The organism is Mucilaginibacter sp. PAMB04274 (assembly GCF_039634385.2).
In the GTDB taxonomy this organism is placed as follows: domain Bacteria; phylum Bacteroidota; class Bacteroidia; order Sphingobacteriales; family Sphingobacteriaceae; genus Mucilaginibacter.
This window is the reverse complement of record NZ_CP155081.2, coordinates 3,229,860-3,248,913: the sequence shown is the minus strand read 5'-3', so window position 1 is coordinate 3,248,913 and position 19,054 is coordinate 3,229,860. Positions and strand designations below refer to the sequence as shown.

16 protein-coding genes and 1 riboswitch are annotated in these 19,054 nt (G+C 43.3%); of the genes, 13 read left to right on the top strand and 3 right to left on the bottom strand.

What is annotated here, in order from left to right; genetic code table 11:
* Positions 1–20: 20 nt before the first annotated feature.
* The 4 genes from ABDD95_RS13675 (at position 21) to ABDD95_RS13660 (ending at position 3,431) form a co-directional block, all read left to right on the top strand.
* Positions 21–983 (top strand): PhoH family protein, encoded by a 963-nt coding sequence (locus ABDD95_RS13675; RefSeq protein WP_345947892.1) that lies wholly within the window; start codon positions 21–23, stop codon positions 981–983.
* A gap of 125 nt (positions 984–1,108) precedes the next feature.
* Positions 1,109–2,053, top strand: a complete 945-nt coding sequence (locus ABDD95_RS13670) for a phosphoribosylaminoimidazolesuccinocarboxamide synthase (RefSeq protein ID WP_345947891.1) — start codon at positions 1,109–1,111, stop codon at positions 2,051–2,053.
* A gap of 51 nt (positions 2,054–2,104) precedes the next feature.
* The gene (locus tag ABDD95_RS13665) at positions 2,105–2,482 is read left to right on the top strand and encodes an STAS domain-containing protein (protein ID WP_345947890.1); all 378 of its coding nucleotides are present in this window, start codon (positions 2,105–2,107) and stop codon (positions 2,480–2,482) included.
* A gap of 22 nt (positions 2,483–2,504) precedes the next feature.
* Positions 2,505–3,431 carry a ribonuclease Z gene (locus tag ABDD95_RS13660; protein WP_345947889.1) on the top strand — a complete coding sequence of 309 codons (927 nt, stop codon included), beginning with the start codon at positions 2,505–2,507 and terminating at the stop codon, positions 3,429–3,431.
* A 103-nt stretch (positions 3,432–3,534) separates the two neighbouring features.
* Here the strand turns inward: ABDD95_RS13660 and ABDD95_RS13655 are convergent, their stop codons facing one another.
* Together ABDD95_RS13655 and ABDD95_RS13650 are read right to left on the bottom strand one after the other, a co-directional pair.
* The gene (locus tag ABDD95_RS13655; protein WP_345947888.1) at positions 3,535–4,482 is read right to left on the bottom strand and encodes an MlaD family protein; all 948 of its coding nucleotides are present in this window, start codon (positions 4,480–4,482) and stop codon (positions 3,535–3,537) included.
* Positions 4,483–4,506: 24 nt separating this feature from the next.
* A complete protein-coding gene (locus tag ABDD95_RS13650; protein WP_345947887.1) occupies positions 4,507–5,370 on the bottom strand; it encodes an N-acetylmuramoyl-L-alanine amidase in 864 nt (287 codons plus the stop codon).
* A 91-nt stretch (positions 5,371–5,461) separates the two neighbouring features.
* On the opposite strand from ABDD95_RS13650, the gene ABDD95_RS13645 reads away from it, so the two are divergent.
* The 6 genes from ABDD95_RS13645 (at position 5,462) to ABDD95_RS13620 (ending at position 15,551) form a co-directional block, all read left to right on the top strand.
* Positions 5,462–8,146 carry a putative LPS assembly protein LptD gene (locus ABDD95_RS13645; RefSeq protein WP_345947886.1) on the top strand — a complete coding sequence of 895 codons (2,685 nt, stop codon included), beginning with the start codon at positions 5,462–5,464 and terminating at the stop codon, positions 8,144–8,146.
* A 2-nt stretch (positions 8,147–8,148) separates the two neighbouring features.
* Positions 8,149–9,390 (top strand): competence/damage-inducible protein A, encoded by a 1,242-nt coding sequence (locus ABDD95_RS13640; RefSeq protein ID WP_345947885.1) that lies wholly within the window; start codon positions 8,149–8,151, stop codon positions 9,388–9,390.
* A 51-nt stretch (positions 9,391–9,441) separates the two neighbouring features.
* Complete coding sequence (locus ABDD95_RS13635; RefSeq protein WP_345947884.1) at positions 9,442–10,794, top strand: dihydrolipoamide acetyltransferase family protein; 1,353 nt, start codon at positions 9,442–9,444, stop codon at positions 10,792–10,794.
* A 668-nt stretch (positions 10,795–11,462) separates the two neighbouring features.
* A riboswitch (SAM riboswitch) is annotated at positions 11,463–11,578 on the top strand.
* 265 nt (positions 11,579–11,843) lie between these two features.
* Positions 11,844–13,178 (top strand): O-acetylhomoserine aminocarboxypropyltransferase/cysteine synthase, encoded by a 1,335-nt coding sequence (locus tag ABDD95_RS13630; protein WP_345947883.1) that lies wholly within the window; start codon positions 11,844–11,846, stop codon positions 13,176–13,178.
* A gap of 103 nt (positions 13,179–13,281) precedes the next feature.
* Complete coding sequence (gene metX / locus ABDD95_RS13625; RefSeq protein ID WP_345947882.1) at positions 13,282–14,337, top strand: homoserine O-acetyltransferase; 1,056 nt, start codon at positions 13,282–13,284, stop codon at positions 14,335–14,337.
* Positions 14,337–15,551: a homoserine dehydrogenase gene (locus ABDD95_RS13620; protein WP_345947881.1), complete on the top strand. Its 1,215-nt coding sequence runs from the start codon at positions 14,337–14,339 to the stop codon at positions 15,549–15,551. Before metX ends, ABDD95_RS13620 begins: the two co-directional genes overlap by 1 nt.
* Before the next feature lie 93 nt (positions 15,552–15,644).
* On the opposite strand, the gene ABDD95_RS13615 is transcribed toward ABDD95_RS13620, so the two are convergent.
* Positions 15,645–15,998 carry a hypothetical protein gene (locus ABDD95_RS13615; protein WP_345947880.1) on the bottom strand — a complete coding sequence of 118 codons (354 nt, stop codon included), beginning with the start codon at positions 15,996–15,998 and terminating at the stop codon, positions 15,645–15,647.
* Between the two features lie 155 nt (positions 15,999–16,153).
* On the opposite strand from ABDD95_RS13615, the gene ABDD95_RS13610 reads away from it, so the two are divergent.
* Genes ABDD95_RS13610 through ABDD95_RS13600 form a run of 3 tightly spaced genes read left to right on the top strand, consistent with a single transcriptional unit; the run spans position 16,154 to position 19,052 of the window.
* Positions 16,154–17,320: a glycosyltransferase family 87 protein gene (locus ABDD95_RS13610; protein ID WP_345947879.1), complete on the top strand. Its 1,167-nt coding sequence runs from the start codon at positions 16,154–16,156 to the stop codon at positions 17,318–17,320.
* Complete coding sequence (locus tag ABDD95_RS13605; RefSeq protein WP_345947878.1) at positions 17,321–18,274, top strand: glycosyltransferase family 2 protein; 954 nt, start codon at positions 17,321–17,323, stop codon at positions 18,272–18,274.
* Positions 18,255–19,052 carry a polysaccharide deacetylase family protein gene (locus ABDD95_RS13600; protein ID WP_345947877.1) on the top strand — a complete coding sequence of 266 codons (798 nt, stop codon included), beginning with the start codon at positions 18,255–18,257 and terminating at the stop codon, positions 19,050–19,052. The genes ABDD95_RS13605 and ABDD95_RS13600 overlap by 20 nt, the downstream gene beginning before the upstream one ends.
* Positions 19,053–19,054 lie beyond the last annotated feature (2 nt).

Here is a 19,054-nt window from a genome sequence, read left to right as displayed (position 1 = left end):
ACTACAAAAATCATTTTCTGTTGAACGAACTTAAAATATCAATTGACCACATAAACCCCGCCGTACTATGGGGACCTAACAATGATCATTTTGAGATCATTAAAAAGCAATACCCTAAGCTCAAAATTGTGGCCCGGGGCAGCGAGGTAAAAGTTTTAGGTGATGAGCAGGAGCTTGCTTTTTTTAATGAAAAGTTTGGCTACTTGTTACAACACGTAGAAAAATACGACACGCTGAATATTGCCGATCTGGAGCGTTTACTAGGCGCCAAACATATCGAAACAAAGACTGCCGATCAGCCAAACGAAAAGCCTGGCAGTACAGGTGAAGTTATTGTTTTTGGACATAACGGCATAATGGTAAAAGCCCGTACGGCTAACCAGCGCCGTATGGTAGACAGCATTACCAAAAGCGACATTATGTTTGCTATAGGGCCGGCCGGTACAGGTAAAACTTATACGGCAGTAGCTTTGGCAGTAAGGGCCTTAAAGAATAAGGAGATTAAGCGTATCATACTTACCCGCCCGGCCGTTGAGGCAGGGGAGAACCTTGGCTTTTTGCCAGGCGACCTTAAGGAGAAGATAGACCCATACCTGCGCCCGCTGTACGATGCGCTTGACGATATGATACCGCCCGAAAAGTTGAAAACTTATTTGGAGAACCGTACCATTGAAATTGCACCTCTTGCCTTTATGCGTGGCCGTACGCTGGATAATTGCTTTGTGATATTGGACGAAGCCCAGAACGCTACTGATATGCAGCTGAAAATGTTCCTTACACGTATGGGGCCAACCGCCAAATTTATTGTAACAGGCGACGTAACTCAGATCGATTTACCTAAGAAACAGCAATCGGGCCTGCACACAGCGCTGCGTATCCTGACCGATATTAAAGGCATCGAGATTATTTACCTGAGCGGCGAAGACGTAGTACGCCACAAACTGGTACGGCGCATACTGGAAGCCTACGGGGATATACAATAAGGTTTAGGATAAAGAATATAGTCAGGAGTTAAGATTTTAATCGGAAACTCCTGACTATTTATACATTTAACTACTTATTTTTGCATTTCAATCTGTAATCTTTATTCCTTACTCTATTCTACTTCATGGAGGCTATTAAACTAACACAATATAATTTTCCAGGGCAAACGGCTTATTACAAAGGCAAAGTACGCGATGTATACACCATAGGAGATAAATACCTTGTTATGGTAGTTACCGACCGTATTTCAGCTTTTGATGTAGTATTGCCCGAGCCTATCCCGTACAAAGGACAGGTGCTGAACCAAATTGCAGCTCATTTTTTAGAGGCAACTGCCGATATTGTACCGAACTGGGTGGTGAACGTGCCCGATCCAAGTGTTACCATAGGTAAAATGTGTGAGCCGTTTAAAGTAGAAATGGTGATACGTGGTTACCTGGCGGGCCATGCTGCACGCGAGTATGCTGCCGGTAAACGCACGCTATGCGGCGTTACCCTACCCGAAGGTTTAAAGGAGAATGATAAGTTACCCGAGCCTATCATCACGCCAACAACTAAAGCATCAGTAGGGCATGATGAGGATATATCAAGAGAAGACATTTTAGCAAAAGGCATTGTATCCGAACAAGATTACCTGCAGTTAGAGCAATATACCCGTGCGCTGTTTGCACGCGGTACCGAAATTGCTGCCGAGCGCGGCCTTATTTTAGTAGATACTAAGTATGAATTTGGCAAAGCCGACGGTAAAATATACCTGATTGATGAAATTCATACGCCCGATTCGTCACGGTACTTTTACAGTGAAGGATATGCAGACCGCCAGCAAAAGGGCGAGGCACAAAAGCAGTTATCTAAAGAGTTTGTACGCAAATGGCTCATCGAAAACGGCTTTCAGGGTAAGGATGGGCAGGTTGTGCCTGTAATGACACCAGAGATCGTCCAATCTATATCAGAGCGTTACATAGAGCTGTTTGAGCAGATTACCGGTAAGCCGTTTGTAAAATCTGACAACCTGGATGTTTTAGCAAGGGTAGAAAGTGCAGTTAAAGGGGCGTTGCTAACTTTGTGATTTTATTAATACGTAAATTAGTTATATCTTTAGCCCTATAATTATTTTAACATGAAATTCACTGTTGATAAGCATGAGAAGTATGTTTTGATTAGGCTGAACGAATCAAAGCTGAATTCATTAATTACTCCACAACTAAAATCTGAGCTGATACTGATTAATACTGAGGGACAGCGTAATATAATTTTGGATTTGTGCCAGGTTAAGTTTGCTGATTCATCAGGATTAAGCAGCTTATTGGTAGGTCATCGTTTATGCAAAAATGCCGAAGGTAGCTTTATTTTAGCTTGCCTTAACGAATCGGTTTCTCGCCTGATAAGCATATCGCAATTAGACAACGTACTGACCATTGTTCCTACCACTGAAGAAGCTATTGACCATATTTTTATGGAAGAGATAGAAAAAGAACTGAAAAAAGAAGCAAAATAAGGCTTATGTGTGTTTACCCATTATGAAGTTTGAGGTAACCATACTTGGAAGCAGTTCAGCAACTCCCATTTTTAACAGAAATCCTACGGCACAGGTGCTTAATATTAATGAGCGCCTGTACCTGATAGACTGCGGCGAAGGCACCCAGGTGCAAATGTTGCACTTTGACGTTAAAACCAGCCGCATAGACCACATCTTCATCAGCCATTTACACGGCGATCATTATTTTGGACTTGTAGGGTTATTGTCATCCATGCATCTTAACGGTCGCACCAAGCCGCTCAAGTTGTTTGGTCCGGCTCCTCTCAAAGAAATCATTGACGTACAGTTTAAGTACTCAGATACATCACTCAATTATTTGATTGAGTTTACAGCTACCGACCCTACCGCCCCCCAGCTTATATTAGATAATCAGGATGTAATGGTAGAAACCATACCTCTGGATCACCGGATACCAACCACAGGTTTTTTGTTTAAGCAAAAGAAACGCTTACGTAAAATAATTAAAAATAAGGTTGAAGCCTTAGGGATACCTGTTGAGGATTATCCCTTGCTAAAAAAAGGAGCCCCATACACAGCGCCTGACGGTACGGTTTACGGCAACGAGGACCTTACCGTTGATTCGGACCGGCCAAAATGCTATGCCTTTTGCTCAGACACAATATACAATGATGCATATTTTGAGCAGATCAGAAATGTGGACCTGTTATATCATGAATCTACTTTTTTGCACAACATGCTGGATAGGGCCAATAAAACTTTTCATACCACAGCGTGGCAGGCAGGGCAGGTAGCGGTACAAACCGAGGCTAAAAGCTTGCTCATTGGTCACTTCTCTGCCAGGTATAAAAGCCTGATGGACCTGCTTGAGGAAGCGCGCAGCGTTTTCCCTAATACTGAATTGGCCGTTGAAGGTAATACTTATACCGTAGGTGAAGATATGGTGTAATAAATCCTTTAACGTTATAGCATTAAACTAGCCAATACTTAAATATAGGGCACAAAAAAAGCCAGGCACATGCCTTGGCTTTTTTTGTTAAATGCTATTGTTATTAATCACCTTTGCGGCCAAAAACCGAGAAGCTTACATAACGCTTAGGATGTGCTTTTAAGTCGATAAAAAGGTTGTTTAAGTTTGCTGATGCCTCGTTTAAGTTGTTGTACATCTTATCGTCGTTTAAGAGCAGTCCTAACGATCCTTTGCCACTATTAATACGATTTACAGTCGACTGCAAGTCGGCCATGGCTTTATTGGCATTCTCTAAAGTTTGTTTGATATTCGAATTGGCCAAATCGCTGCTTACCTTTTCAAAATTAGCTGTAGTGGTGTTTAAACGTCCGCTGCTGGTGCGCAAGTTAGATGTCATCACCTCTGCATTGGTTAATATGCCGTTAATGTGGTTTGATTGCGCGCCTACTAAGCGGTCAATTTTTTTGGTAGTCCCTTCGAGTGTTTGCAGCGAGTTGGCAATGCTCATAAAACTGCGGTCAACGTTACGCTGAAATTCAGGATTCAGGATCTTGTTTATAGCAGCAAGGCTGGAGTCGACTCTTTCCATTAGCATTTCGGCTTTGCGCTGCACAGGCTGCAGGCTTTGCGCAAGGCTACCCTGAATATCGGCCCGAAGCGTGTCTTTGTTTTCGGCCAGTTCGCGGCTGTTACCCAATTCAAATATAATAGCTTTACTACCTAAAAGGTCTGTACTTTCTAACCGGGCCAGTGTATTGTTCGGAATAGGATATTTAGGATCTACCTTAAACTCAACAATGGTAAAACCGCTCTCGGTTTGCAGGGTCATGTTAGATACATGGCCAATCTGAAAACCGTTAACCAGAATAGGCTTAGATAACGTTAATCCCTCAACATTGCGGTACAGTGCATAAAACTTGTTCGAGCTGGAAAATACGTCATTACCTTTCAGATAGCTGTAACCTAATACCAGTACAGCTAAACCAATTACCGTAAGTATCCCAATTTTAGTTTCGTTGTTTATTTTCAAGGTAGTATTAGTTAAGTTTTATATTTAGGGAGCCGTTTGCTCCAGTTCGTGCTTATATTGTTTAATTGCTCTTACAATTGAGTTTACAATTTCGGCCTGTCCATCTTCCGAGTTTAAATAATCCTCTTCATCGGGGTTGTTAATAAAGCCTGTTTCAACCAGTACAGATGGCATAGCCGTATGAGCCAGTACCAGTACACCTTGTTCAATTACACCCAGGCTATTGCGGCCATCGGTGTTTGTAAACTCGTTATTGATTAAACTTGCAAGGTGTATACTTTGTTTCCGAAACTTATCACGAAACGCATTTAATGTCATTGCCTGTGCCGGGTCAAGTTCTTTTCTGGCCGTACCTTTAGAGTATTGCTCCTCCTGTTCGGCAAACTCATTCTCGCGTAATGCAGCAACTTGCTCATTCATGCGGCCAATACGGTTAACCAGTAACAAAACGCCTTTGCCTGAACGGTTAGGAACCGAAACTGTTTTACCGTTAACAACTCTGCGTGCATTAGGCAGAGAGTTGCAGTGTAAAGAAACATAAATATTTGCCTTGTTTTCATTAGCCATGTCCGCTCTGGAGCGGTTAGGCACAAACACGTCGGTAGTACGCGTCATGATTACATTTACGTCTTTTAATTCTTTTTGTACTGCCTTCTGCAATTTTAACGCTAATGCCAGCGTTACATTCTTTTCCATCGAATAGGCACCAAGCGCGCCTGCGGCTTTACCGCCGTGGCCAGCATCAATTACAATGGTTTTAAGTTTAAAACCGGTTGCAACTGTTGTGTCTTTTTTAGCAGGATTATCTGTTGTGAAAGCAAAATTTATACTGGAGATGACTAAAGCCAATAATCCATAAATGAATGTTTTGAAACCTTTATTTTTCATTATTTTTGAACGCCGTTAACTTTATCTGCAAAAATACTATTCATAATCAATTTTGAAATTTCTCAGGTTCTTTTTTATAATAGCCATTGTTTTGATAGTTAATGCAATAGCACATGCTCACAAAGCAAGCTATTACAATACTACTGTATTTACGGCAGATACCCTCATTAAGCTCGACTCTGTTAAAGACAAAAAGCTTTTAAAACCCGCACAACGTATAGCTGCTAAAGCCAAAAGATCGGCAAAACAGGATACCTCTAAAAAAGTGGCCCGTTTAGATACGACTAAAAAGAAGCCCGGAGGTTTACAGTCTGAAGTAAAATCTGTTGCTGATGACTCTACTTACACTGATCCTGACAAAAAAATAACTTACCTCTTTGGAAATGCCCGCGTAACATACGAAGATTTTTCATTAGATGCAGACTATATACGTGTTGATCAAACCAACCACCTCATATTTGCCAGCGGCAGGCGCGATCCCAAAACACGCCGGTACACCGGCCGTCCCATCGCTAAAAACAAAGATGAAAGCCCCTTAACGGCCGACTCCATCTTATATAACTATCAAACCAAAAGAGCTTACTCGTATAACACGTCAACTGAGCAGGAAGGTAATTTTATAACCGGTGGCGAGGCTAAAAAGCTTAACGAAACGGAAGTTGCCTACCATAACATCTTGTTTAGTACCTGTTCATTGCCTTATCCCGATACGCACTTTGGCATTGTAATTACTAAAGGTATTGGCGAAAAGAATCGCATAATATCGGGCCCGGCTTATCTTGAAATTGCGGGCGTGCCGTTACCGGTGGCTGTACCTTTTGGCTTTTTTCCTAAACCTAATAGCCGCTCATCCGGCTTCATCTTGCCATCCTTTGGTGAGGATGCACGTTTAGGATTCTTTTTAAGAAACTTTGGCTATTACAAAGCTTTTAGCGATTACCTGGACTTAACTACCATGGCAAGTGTATATTCCAGGGGATCTGTAGAGATCGGCACCACGGCTCGTTATTTAAAGCGTTACAAATACCAGGGAACATTGGCGCTAAATTTTGGCTCCCATAACTACGGTGTTTCCGGAGATCCGTTCACCAGGGATTACAATATACAATGGACACACTCGCAGGATGCCAACGCTCATCCGGGTAGCACGTTCAGCGCTTCGGTAAATGCGGCTACGCAGTCTTATTATGCCAACAACCCTGCTACCACTAATTATAACATACAGCAATTAACGCAAAACAACCTTCGTTCGAGTATTTCTTATAGCCGTACTTGGGCAGGTACGCCATTCAATCTAACTACCAGCCTTTCGCATAGCCAGGACTTATCGCGTGGAACGGTATCACTGGAGTTGCCAACCTTTAACTTCAACATGTCCTCTATCAGTCCTTTTGATAACAGGGACAGAGTAGGGGAGCCTAAATGGTACCAGCGCGTTACAGTAAGTTATACCTTGCAGGGAACCAACAAGGTTAATGACGTGCCCGAGTCGCAGCTGTTTAAGGCATCCACCTTATCTAAACGCCTGCAAAATGGTTTCTTTCACCAAATACCTATAGGTTTAAACCTGAATGTATTGAAGTATTTTCAGTTTAACACCAGCGCCAATTATTCTGAACGGTGGTATTTTCAAAGTATCCGTAAACGCTATGCCCGTGGTAGCATCCGCGGCAACGAGCAACTGGTTACCGATACTGTTCCGGGCTTTACCAGGGCAGGAGAATACGCGTTAAACGGCGGCTTTTCAACCAAAGTTTATAACACACTTTCGTTTAAAGGCGGTAGTCTGAAAGCCATACGCCACGTAATGACGCCATCATTAAGTTTTAATTATCGCCCCGATTTTGGTGATCCTGTTTATGGCTACTATCGCCAGGTGGTTAGTGATGCTATTGTGCCCTATCCGGCAACATCACAAAAGTATTCAATATATGAAAGTTCGGTTTTTGGTGGCCCAAGTTCGGGCCGGTTTGCGGGTGTGAGCTTTTCGTTAGATAATACCATCGAAGCTAAAATGAAAGCCCGCAGTACTGATACATCGGGTGCCGACCGCAAGGTGAGCATTTTACAGGGCTTAAGCCTGAGTACAGCATACAACTTTGCTATCGACTCGTTTCGTCTGTCGCCAATAAATCTAAACGCGCACACGGCGCTTTTCAATCAAAAGGTAAGTGTGAGTTTAAACGGTACATTAAATCCTTACGTTACCGAAGTGCGCGACTCGGTTAGTAACGGTACACTGGTGAAATACATTCGTCCGGTTGATCGGTACACTTTTCAGAATGGTCGTTTCCCCACGCTTACCAACTTATCCATGTCAATGAGCTTTAGCTTAAACTCGGCAACCAACAAGAAAAATCCGGCTCCTAACACGTTGCAAAATATGACTGCCGGCCAAGCTCAGCAATTAGCCATGATTGACAGTGACCCCAGTCGTTATGTGGATTTTAATGTTCCTTACAACGTAAGTGTCAACTTCAACTTTAATTATAACAACTCCTACCTTACCAAAACTACATCAAGCACGGTGAGCGCGAGCGGCGATGTCAACGTATCGCCTAAATGGAAGGTGCAGTATACTACCAATTACGATTTTAAGGCGGCTAAACTGGGTATCACACAATTTTCTATCTACCGCGATTTGCATTGCTGGGACCTTTCTTTCAGGTGGACTCCTTTTGGTATATATAAATCTTTTAGCGTGGATTTACGTGTGAAAGCCTCTATTTTGCAGGATTTAAAACTTACCAAACGAAAAGATTATTATAACAATTAATCATGCTTGCAGAAATTATAACCATTGGCGATGAGATACTCATCGGCCAGATTGTAGACACCAACTCGGCCTGGATGGCGCAGCAGTTAAACGCCATTGGTGTACGCATTAAGCAAATTTCGTCGGTTTCAGATGATCGCCAGCATATACTGACTGCCTTGGCAGAGGCGCAGCAGCGTGCAGACATCGTTTTAATTACAGGCGGATTAGGCCCTACCAAAGATGATATCACCAAAAAAACGCTGGCCGATTATTTTGGCGTGGGCTTTGTTGAAAACGCTGAAGCGTTAGCCAACGTAGAGCGTATTTTTGCCAAATATAATCGTCCGTTGTTAGAGGTTAACCGTCAGCAAGCAATGGTGCCTGCCAATTGCGAGGTGCTTAATAATCAAAATGGTACGGCACCAGGCATGTGGTTTAATCATAACGGTAAGATATTCGTGTCTATGCCGGGCGTTCCGCATGAGATGATGTATATGGTTGAAGAGCAGGTAATCCCCAAACTAAAGGCCACTTTTAAGTTACCCGTAATTATTCATAAAACTATATTAACCGTAGGCGAGGGAGAGTCATTTTTGGCTGAGCGTATTACAGATATTGAAGAAGCATTACCTCCTTATATCAAGTTGGCTTACTTGCCAAAACTTGGGCAGGTGCGTTTGCGCCTGAGCGGTTATGCTGATGATGAAGCAATTTTACAACAGGAAATTGATACTCTGGCAGCCCATCTTACCGATCGTTTAGGCAGTGTAGTAGCAGCGCAAGAAGATATTGCTCTGGAGAAAGCCATTATGAACAAGCTGGAGCAACTCGGTCAAACCATATCTCTTGCCGAAAGTTGCACCGGTGGCTACCTTTCGCATTTGTTTACGCAGCACCCAGGCTCATCTAAAACGTTTTTAGGGGGCGCAGTGTCTTATTCTAATCAGTTAAAGGAGAGTATATTAGGTGTTACAGAAGATAATTTACGCCAGTACGGTGCGGTAAGTGAGCAAACAGCCACACAAATGGTTGAGGGCGCATTGCGCAACTTTAAATCAGACTATGCTATTGCGGTTACCGGCATAGCCGGCCCCGATGGCGGTACGCCTGAAAAGCCTGTTGGCACCGTTTGGATAGGCGTGGCGGGCAAAGGGAATATAGTGGTTAAAAGGTTTGTTTTTGGCAACAAGCGCCGTCAAAATATTGAGCGCACGGCCATCACTGCACTCGGAATGTTGAATACTTTACTTGCAGCCCAGTAAAACTAACAGATAATTAAGTAATTTTGGCCATAAAAATTGTAGAGATTAAACATGGCGAAATACCAGCTGCTGCTGCCAAAAATGGGCGAAAGTGTTGCCGAAGCAACGGTAATTAACTGGCTTAAAAATCCCGGAGATAAAATTGATGCCGATGATGCGGTAGTAGAGATTGCTACCGATAAGGTTGACTCTGAGGTACCCTCGCCGGTTAGCGGTGTGCTGATTGAACAATTGTGCCAAAAAGATGAGGTAGTACAAGTAGGCAGTCCTATAGCAATTATTGAGGTGGAGGGTGAAGAAGAGCATGTGGTTGAAGCTGCCCCTGTTTCATCACAACCTGAAGCGCCGATTATGGATCCGGAGCCGGTTCCTGAAGCTGTAGTGGAAAAAGAAATACCGGGTTTGGAGCACCTGACCAAGCCTGATGTGCCGGCTATACAATCATCAGGCATTCGTTTTTACTCGCCGTTGGTACGCAACATTGCCAACCAGGAAGCCATCACTCAGGCAGAGCTTGACGACATACCAGGCACCGGCGCCGAAGGTCGTTTAACTAAAGATGACCTTTTAACTTACCTTGAGAAACGCCAGCCATCACCTGCTCAGGCACCACAGGCATTGGCTGCAAGCTCTGCTCCAAAGGCGGCACAGCCGGCTTATACACCACCGCCCACACAAACTTACCGTACCTCTGGCAGTGACGAGATCATTGAAATGGACCGCATGCGCCGCTTAATTGCGGACCATATGGTAATGAGCGTGCAAACTTCAGCGCATGTAACCTCTTTTGTAGAGGCCGACGTAACAAATTTAGTTTACTGGAGAGAGAAGATCAAAGCTAAGTTTGAGGCCCGTGAAGGAGAAAAAATTACATTTACACCTATATTTATTGAAGCTGTGGCAAAAGCTATTGCTGATATGCCAATGATCAACGTTTCTGTAAACGGTACCCAGATCATTAAAAAGCGGGATATTAACATAGGGATGGCTACTGCGTTGCCAAATGGCAATTTAATTGTACCGGTTATTCGCCGCGCCGATACGCTTAACCTTACCGGCTTGGTTAAGAGTGTAAATGACCTGGCCAACCGTGCCCGTTTGAATAAATTACGGCCTGATGATACCGCCGACGGTACTTTCACGGTTACTAACATAGGCATGTTTGGCAATATTATGGGCACCCCCATTATTAACCAACCACAGGTGGCCATACTGGCTATTGGTACCATTAAAAAGAAACCTGCTGTATTGGAAACCCCAACCGGTGATGTAATTGCTATACGCCACATGCTGTATTTATCTATGTCGTATGACCATAGGGTAGTGGATGGCGCTCTAGGTGGTTCTTTCCTGAAGCGTGTAGCCGATTATCTGGAGCATTGGGATTTAAACAGGGAGTTATAAAAACAAGCCAACTTGCGTGCTGCTGTAATGTGTGCTTAATTGCTAGTGAAAGAGTGACGTTTTTTTATCAAGTAGTATTAAAACTACCGGTATCAAAAAGGTTATAAGCCAAACCAGCCAGGCAATTGATCTATTTCTTTTGTTATTAAAGTCACTGTCTTTGAACTCGTTGTATATCCTTTCCGATTTACCATCCTTTAAACAAAAGACATATATGAATCCAAATGACAGGAAAATACTTGTTGCTTCGTAAATAAGGCGGCTTTGATACGAGTATCCGCTAAAAAATTTTATAATCCACGTTAAGGTTAAAAGCAGGCTAAAGATGCTTAGTCCCATCACCAAGGTTGCTCTGAACCAATATGGAGCATCATTCCTGAAGCTCCTTTTAACGAAGTGGTTGTAGAAGGTGAAATAATAAAACCGTATTAACATGATAAATCCAATTATTCTTTCCTGAAGGAATTCTTTCAATGACCAAAGTAATTCATTCCCAATTACATTACTTTGATTGGGAATAAAAATAATAAACATTAAACAACCGCAATTAAATCTTCAGATCTGCGCCTCAATAAATATTTTTAATAATACTTGGTATTTTAAAATATTACGCATTACCTTTGTGCAACGGTTTAAATACCATAATCAAATACCCTCCGTAGGTTTTTGATTTATAAAGAAGCGGCGAGAGATCAGGCTCACTGACCCGCTGGCAACCCTCCGATGAACGGAGAAGGTGCCAATTCCTGTCCCGGTTTGGATATACAGCCGGGGGATATAAGTTAATAGCCATGAAACGATTTAACTGCTACAACACTACTGCTAATTTATTAGTTACCCCAACGGGTACGCCATCAACCTGCAATATAGCCAACGGCTTTATGAGCATGTGTTGCTGTTAGAGGCACAACACGTACGTCATTTCCTGCATTACTTAATGCAATAATGTAACGTGTTTACGCTCAGGCACCGCTATAGTCTGTCCGTACGCCACCTCCGCTTATAGCAAATTCAATAAGTTTTAAGCACAAATCTAAACAGCAACAACCATGTCAACTTCATCTTTAAAATTCGAAACTTTACAGTTACACGCCGGTCAGGAAGCCGACCCTACAACCGGTTCGCGGGCAGTGCCCTTATACCAAACTACCTCATACGTATTCAAAAATGCCGAGCATGGCGCCAACCTGTTTGCCTTAAAAGAATTTGGTAATATCTACTCGCGTATCATGAACCCCACTACAGATGTGTTCGAAAAACGTATAGCAGCATTAGAGGGTGGGGTGGCAGCGTTGGCAACCGCGTCGGGGCAAGCGGCACAATTTTTAGCGCTTAACAACATCTTACAAGCAGGCGATAATTTTGTTACCTCCCCGTTTCTGTATGGCGGCAGTTATAACCAGTTTAAAGTGGCCTTTAAGCGACTTGGCATTGAAGCCCGCTTTGCCAAAGACGACCAGGCCGAAAGCTTTGAGCCATTAATTGACGAGAAAACTAAAGCCATTTACCTGGAAACCATCGGTAACCCAGGCTTTAATGTGCCCGATTTTGACAAGATAGCTGCACTGGCCCGCAAGCACGATTTGCCGCTGATAGTTGACAATACCTTTGGCGCAGGAGGCTACCTTTTTCGCCCAATAGAGCATGGCGCCAATGTGGTGGTGGAAAGCGCTACAAAATGGATTGGTGGCCACGGTACCAGCATTGGCGGTGTAATAGTAGATGGGGGCAACTACAACTGGGGAAACGGCAAGTATCCGCAATTTAGTGAGCCATCAGATGGCTATCACGGTTTAGTTTTTTCTGATGTATTTGGTGTTAACGGTCCGTTTGGCAATATTCAATTCATTATTCGTGCACGGGTAGAAGGGCTGCGAGATTTTGGCGCTTCACAGTCGCCATTTAATTCGTTTTTACTGATACAAGGGCTAGAAACACTTTCATTGCGTGTGCAACGCCATGTTGATAATACACTTGAACTGGCCACCTGGCTGGAGCAGCACCCACAGGTAGCTAAAGTAAATTATCCGGGTTTGGCATCGTCACCCTATCACACATTAGCTAAAAAATACTTAAAAAATGGTTTTGGCGCCGTACTCTCATTTGAGTTGAAAGGCAGCAAAGAGAACGCCGCAAACTTCATTAACAGTTTGCAGCTGGTAAGCCACCTGGCTAACGTGGGCGACGCTAAAACATTGATTATTCAGCCAGCTGCAACCACGCATCAGCAGTTAAGTGATGTGGAGCAGGTTGCTGCCGGTGTTACGCCAACGCTTTTACGCGTAGCCGTTGGCATTGAGCATATAGACGATATAAAAGCCGACTTTGAACAGGCATTTGCGAGCGTAAAGTTGCAAGAGGCTCAGCTGGCCGAACTTAACTAACCGGCAGGCAGCTGAAAATTAATATGCCGCCGCAATAGATTTAATTTGATTAATAGTATGACCGGTACCGCTTGTAAGCCAGGCGGGCCGGTTTAAAATAACAATGAGTATACAGACATACCGATACAACGGCACTTTTGAACTGGAATCAGGAGCGAAACTGGAGAACCTTGAAATAGGCTATCATACTTATGGCCGGTTGAACGAAGCCAAAGATAACGTGGTTTGGGTTTGCCACGCCCTAACCGCCAACTCAGATGTGTTTGACTGGTGGAAAGGTTTGGTAGGCGAGGGTTACTTTTTTAATCCTGACGAACATTTTATCATTTGCGCCAACGTATTGGGATCTGCTTATGGTACTACCAGCCCGTTAAGCATTAACCCGGCTACTGGTCAACCTTACTACCTATCTTTTCCGCAGTATACCACGCGTGATATGGCCAATGTGCACCGCTTACTGGCAGCGCATTTAGGTATTAAAGATATTTGGGTGTTGATAGGTGGCTCATTAGGCGGCCAGCAGGCATTGGAATGGAGCATTATAGAACCTGAACGCATTAAGCAGTTGATTTTAATTGCCACTAATGCTAAACACTCGCCCTGGGGCATTGCCTTTAACGAGTCGCAGCGCCTGGCACTTAACGCCGACGCTACCTTTAACAACGGAACACCTGATGGCGGCAGCGCAGGTCTCAAGGCAGCCCGCAGCATGGCCCTTCTCTCATACAGAGGTTACAAGGCCTATAATATCAAACAGCACGAAGAAGATGATGATATCACCGATAATTACCGCGCGTCGAGCTACCAGAGCTACCAGGGCGATAAGCTGGTGAACCGCTTTAACGCCTACAGCTACTGGTACTTAACCAAGGTGATGGACTCGCACCATGCCGGTCGTAACCGCGGTGGATTAGAGAAAGCGCTTGGCACCATCAAAGCGCAGACGCTGGTTATCGGCATCAAGTCTGATATTTTATTCCCGGTAGAGGAGCAGCAATACTTATTTCAGCATATACCAAAGGCAGCTTACGCTGAGTTTGACTCGTTTTATGCGCATGATGGCTTTTTAATAGAAACAGAAACCCTAACTAAGATCATCTCTTCATTCATCAAAACCGATGTAAGAGGGAAAATTATTGAATTACAAAAGATAGCTTAATGAGTAAAAAACTAACTATTGGTTTATTTGGATTTGGCGTTGTTGGACAAGGATTATATGACATCATCAGAACTAAAAAACTGAATATTGAGATAAGAAAGATTGCCATAAAGGACCCTAACAAACAAAGAACCTTACCTGCCGAACTTTTCACAACCGATCGCGACGAAATTTTAGAAGATCCGGAAATCAATACCGTTGTTGAGCTGATCAATGATACCGAAGCCGCTTTTGAGATCGCATCAAGAGCTTTATCTACCGGTAAGAACGTAGTATCAGCCAGTAAAAAAATGGTGGCACTGCATTTACAGGAACTCATTAACCTGCAAAGGGAACACGGCACCTCCCTGCTTTATGAAGGTGCCGTGTGCGGTAGTATTCCCATCATCCGTAACCTGGAAGAATATTATGATAACGAACTGCTGCATTCTATAAGTGGAATTTTTAACGGTTCTTCAAACTATATTCTTTCCAAAGGTTTTATCGAAAACCTGGATTACGATACCGCCCTTAAACAGGCTCAGGACTTAGGTTTTGCCGAAACCGACCCAACTATGGACGTAGGTGGTTATGATGCAAAGTTTAAGCTGGTTATTGCTGCCGCCCATGCCTACGGCATAGTGGTTAAGCCCGAAGAAGTGCTGAACATAGGCATTCAAAATCTATCGGCTTATGATTTGCAATACGCCCGCGAAAAAAAGTTAAAGATTAAATTGGTGCCTGTTGCCAAAGAACTTGATGATAAGCACGTAGCGCTTTTTGTGCTGCCTAAGTTTGTAAACGATACCGAGTTTTTATACAACGTAGAATACGAATACAATGGCGTAACCGTACAGGCCGCATTTGCCGACCAGCAATTCTTTTTTGGTAAGGGGGCAGGCGGACACCCGACAGGCTCGGCCGTGCTGTCAGACATTGCCGCATTGCGTTATGGGTATGGTTACGAGTATAAAAAGGCGCACGAGAAAGCACAGGATTTGAACTTCACCAATGATGTGGAACTAAACATTTATCTACGTTATGAAGACGAATACCTGGTGCAGGATTTAGGCTTTATTCATATTCATGAACGCTTCTATTCGGGCGATTTTAAATTTGTTAAAGGAAAAATTAATTTGAAAAATCTGATCATTCATCAGCAACGTATATCTGATAGCAAGGCATTCGTTGCCTTCGCCGATCAGCTAACGGGGGTCAGTTTAGCTACGGCGTAATAGATATAGTTAGAGTTTTTTAGTAGATTTCTGCTAACTATTGATTAATTGCAAAAGGCTTCTTTACAGAAGCCTTTTGTTGTTTATACTACACTACATCGTTTCAATGGCATCCGGGTTCCTTGGCTTCCAGATAGCGTAATAGTATGCCAGGCAAAATACGCCCATCATAAACGGGAGAAGCGTAAGGTTTTTGTAAGTGATATGACCATAAACGGTGTGCGTATCAAATCCCAAAAATTCGCTGATCATCCAATACGAGTTGGCGCTTATCCAAAAGGTTATAGCCAGGTTGTGGCACAGTTCAGCCACCATATCGCGGGTACGGTAGGCAATCACAATAGAAATAAACAGGGTAGGGATAATCATAACCAGCCCTAAAGGTTTCCACACCAGGCACCAGCCAATATCTTTCAATAGCCAAAAGACAATGTGCAGGTTCTCCATTTTACGGTACTTTAAGGGAATAGAATACTGATCCGTGTGGCTAAAATAATAAGAAATAGTATATTTATATAAGCCGTTGTAACACTGGTATGGCAACCCGTCAATTAAAGAACATATTGCTATATTTGTAACAAGTAATTGACAGTCCGCTTTTAATGTCTAAATTTTTAAAGCTGTTCAGCAACCGGATTTTTGTAACCATTATTTGGTTTGGGCTGAGCTTTTTCGCTATCCTGAAACAGGCGCTTCATCAGCATATCAACAACTACTACATTTATAAGTATACGTTCATTAACCTGGTACACCAGGTTAATTTGTATGCCCCTCAGCCCAGGTATTTTTTAGACACCAACCATTACGGTCCATTGTTTGCGCTTGTAATAGCGCCCTTTACCTTACTGCCCGATACCCTTGGTTCCATTTTATGGGTAATGGTAAATGCGTGGGTGTTGTACCAGGCTATATTGCTTTTGCCGCTATCGGTCACTCAGCGAACGGCCGTGTTGCTCATTTGCGCTCACGAGCTTATGACATCATCTTTTAACGTGCAGTTTAACCCCATGATGGCAGGGATTATTGTGCTGAGTTATGTATTCATCAGGCGCAGGCAGGATTTTTGGGCAGCGCTGTTAATTGTAGCCGGTACATATATTAAGCTTTACGGCATTGTGGGTTTGGCATTTTTCTTCTTTTCAGATAATAAGCTGAAATTTATTCTGTCACTTATATTTTGGGGTATTGTGCTTTTCGCGCTGCCCATGCTGTTCTCGTCACCATCGTTTGTAATGCAAAGTTATTACGATTGGTACGCCAGTTTGGTAGAAAAAAATGCGCTTAACGCCACCTCAACCATGCAAGATATAAGCGTAATGGGTATGATACGCCGTATCTTCCAATATCCGCAGCTGTCAAACCTCATAGTGATGGTACCGGCCTTGTTGTTATTTGGTACATCTTATTTAAAAATACACAGTTACCGGCAAGCGCCTTATCAACTGTTGCTTTTAGCATCTACGTTGATTTTTACCGTAATTTTCAGCACCGGGTCCGAGTCGCCTACTTATATCATAGCTTTTATGGGTGTAGCCATATGGTACATGAACCTGCTCCGGCCGGTTACCAAGTTGGAGATTAGCTTGCTTATATTCGCGCTGGTTATTACCAGCCTGTCACCATCAGACCTGTTTCCTAAATTTATCAATAAAACCTACATAAAGCCATATGCATTAAAGGCTCTGCCTTGCTTTGCGATATGGCTCAGAATAATATACGAAATTTTAACCCGGAACTTTAACCGGCAACCAGTTTACGTGGCCCAATAGATGAGAAAGAAGATTTCTGTAGTGATTCCGTCTTTTAACGAAGAAGGAAATATCGAGGTTTTAGCTGAACGTCTTGTTACAGTATTAAAAACCATAAACTACGATTATGAAGTGATTTTCGTGGATGACGGCAGCTCCGATGGAACCTTAAACAGTTTGAAAGCGCTGGCGGGATTAGACAACAACCTGTATTACCTGGAACTGTCGCGCAATTTTGGTCACCAAAATGCGTTGAAAGCCGGCTATGATTATGCCGATGGCGATGCCATTATCAGTATGGACAGTGATATGCAGCACCCGCCCGAAATGATTCCGCAGTTTTTGGAAAAATGGGAGGAAGGGTACGACGTAGTATACACCTGCCGCGAGTACCAGGACGAAGCCACTTTCTTTAAAACCAAATCGTCTGATCTTTTTTATGGTGTGCTTAATTCACTTTCAGATACTAAGCTGGAAAAAGGTACGGCCGATTTTAGGCTCATTGACCGTAAAGTGGCCAATGTACTAACCAGTTTAAACGAGAACGGCTTATTTATACGGGGCTTGGTTAAATGGCTTGGTTTTAAGCAGTACGGCATACATTATATATGCGAGGCCCGGTTTTCGGGCAAGAGCAAATATAACCTTAAAAAAATGGTTAACTTTGCCATGCAGGGCATCACCGCATTCAGCGTAAGGCCGCTGTATATAGCCACGGGTTTGGGTATGTTCTTTTCTGTAATGGCGCTGCTGTATATGCCTTATATATTAATCAGCTATTTTTCGGGCGATGCAGTTTCCGGCTGGGCGTCCATGTTAACTACCATTGTATTTTTTGGTGGTTTACAGTTGATGGTACTGGGCATCATAGGTACCTATCTGGGTAAACTGTTTATGCAGGCCAAGCAGCGGCCTAATTATATTATACGTTCTACCAATTTACAACGCATTAACCATGATCTTGCTAAGCTTTGATATTGAGGAATTTGATATGCCTTTTGAGTATGGCAAGAGCATTCCGTTCGAAGAACAGCTTTCCATATCAACCACCGGCACTTTAAGCATTTTAAAAGTATTGAAAGATGCCGGCGTAAAGGCTACATTTTATACAACGGCCAATTATGCACAGCATAGGCCCGAGATAGTGATGCAAATTATTAACGAAGGGCATGAACTGGCTTCGCACGGCTATTATCATTCCGATTTCAAACCGGAGCACCTGCTACTATCCAAACAAAAGCTAGAAGAGATTAGCGGTGTTCAGGTAACCGGCTACCGCATGGCACGTATGATGCCGGTAGACGAGCGCGAGATTGAAAAAGCGGGTTATGTTTACAATTCATCCATTAACCCAACCTGGTTGCCGGGCAGGTACAATAATTTTAGCAAGCCGCGTACCTGGTTTTACCACCATAACGTGCTGCAGTTACCCTCATCGGTATCACCGGTTGTTCGCTTTCCTTTGTTCTGGTTAAGCTTTCATAATTTGCCAATGGCTCTCCTAAAAATGCTAAGCGCAAGTACGCACCGTAAGGATGGTTACCTCAACCTGTATTTCCATCCGTGGGAATTTACCGACCTGAATCAGCCTGAGCGTTTTGGTTTTCCTGGTTATGTGGTGCGCAATAGCGGCGATCCGTTCATTAAGCGCCTGGCCGATTTTATAAGCTGGGGACTAAAAAAAGGTTATTCTTTTGGCAAAACAGGCGACTTTGTGACTATGGTAAGAAAAATTGGAAAGTCGCCCGCATAACG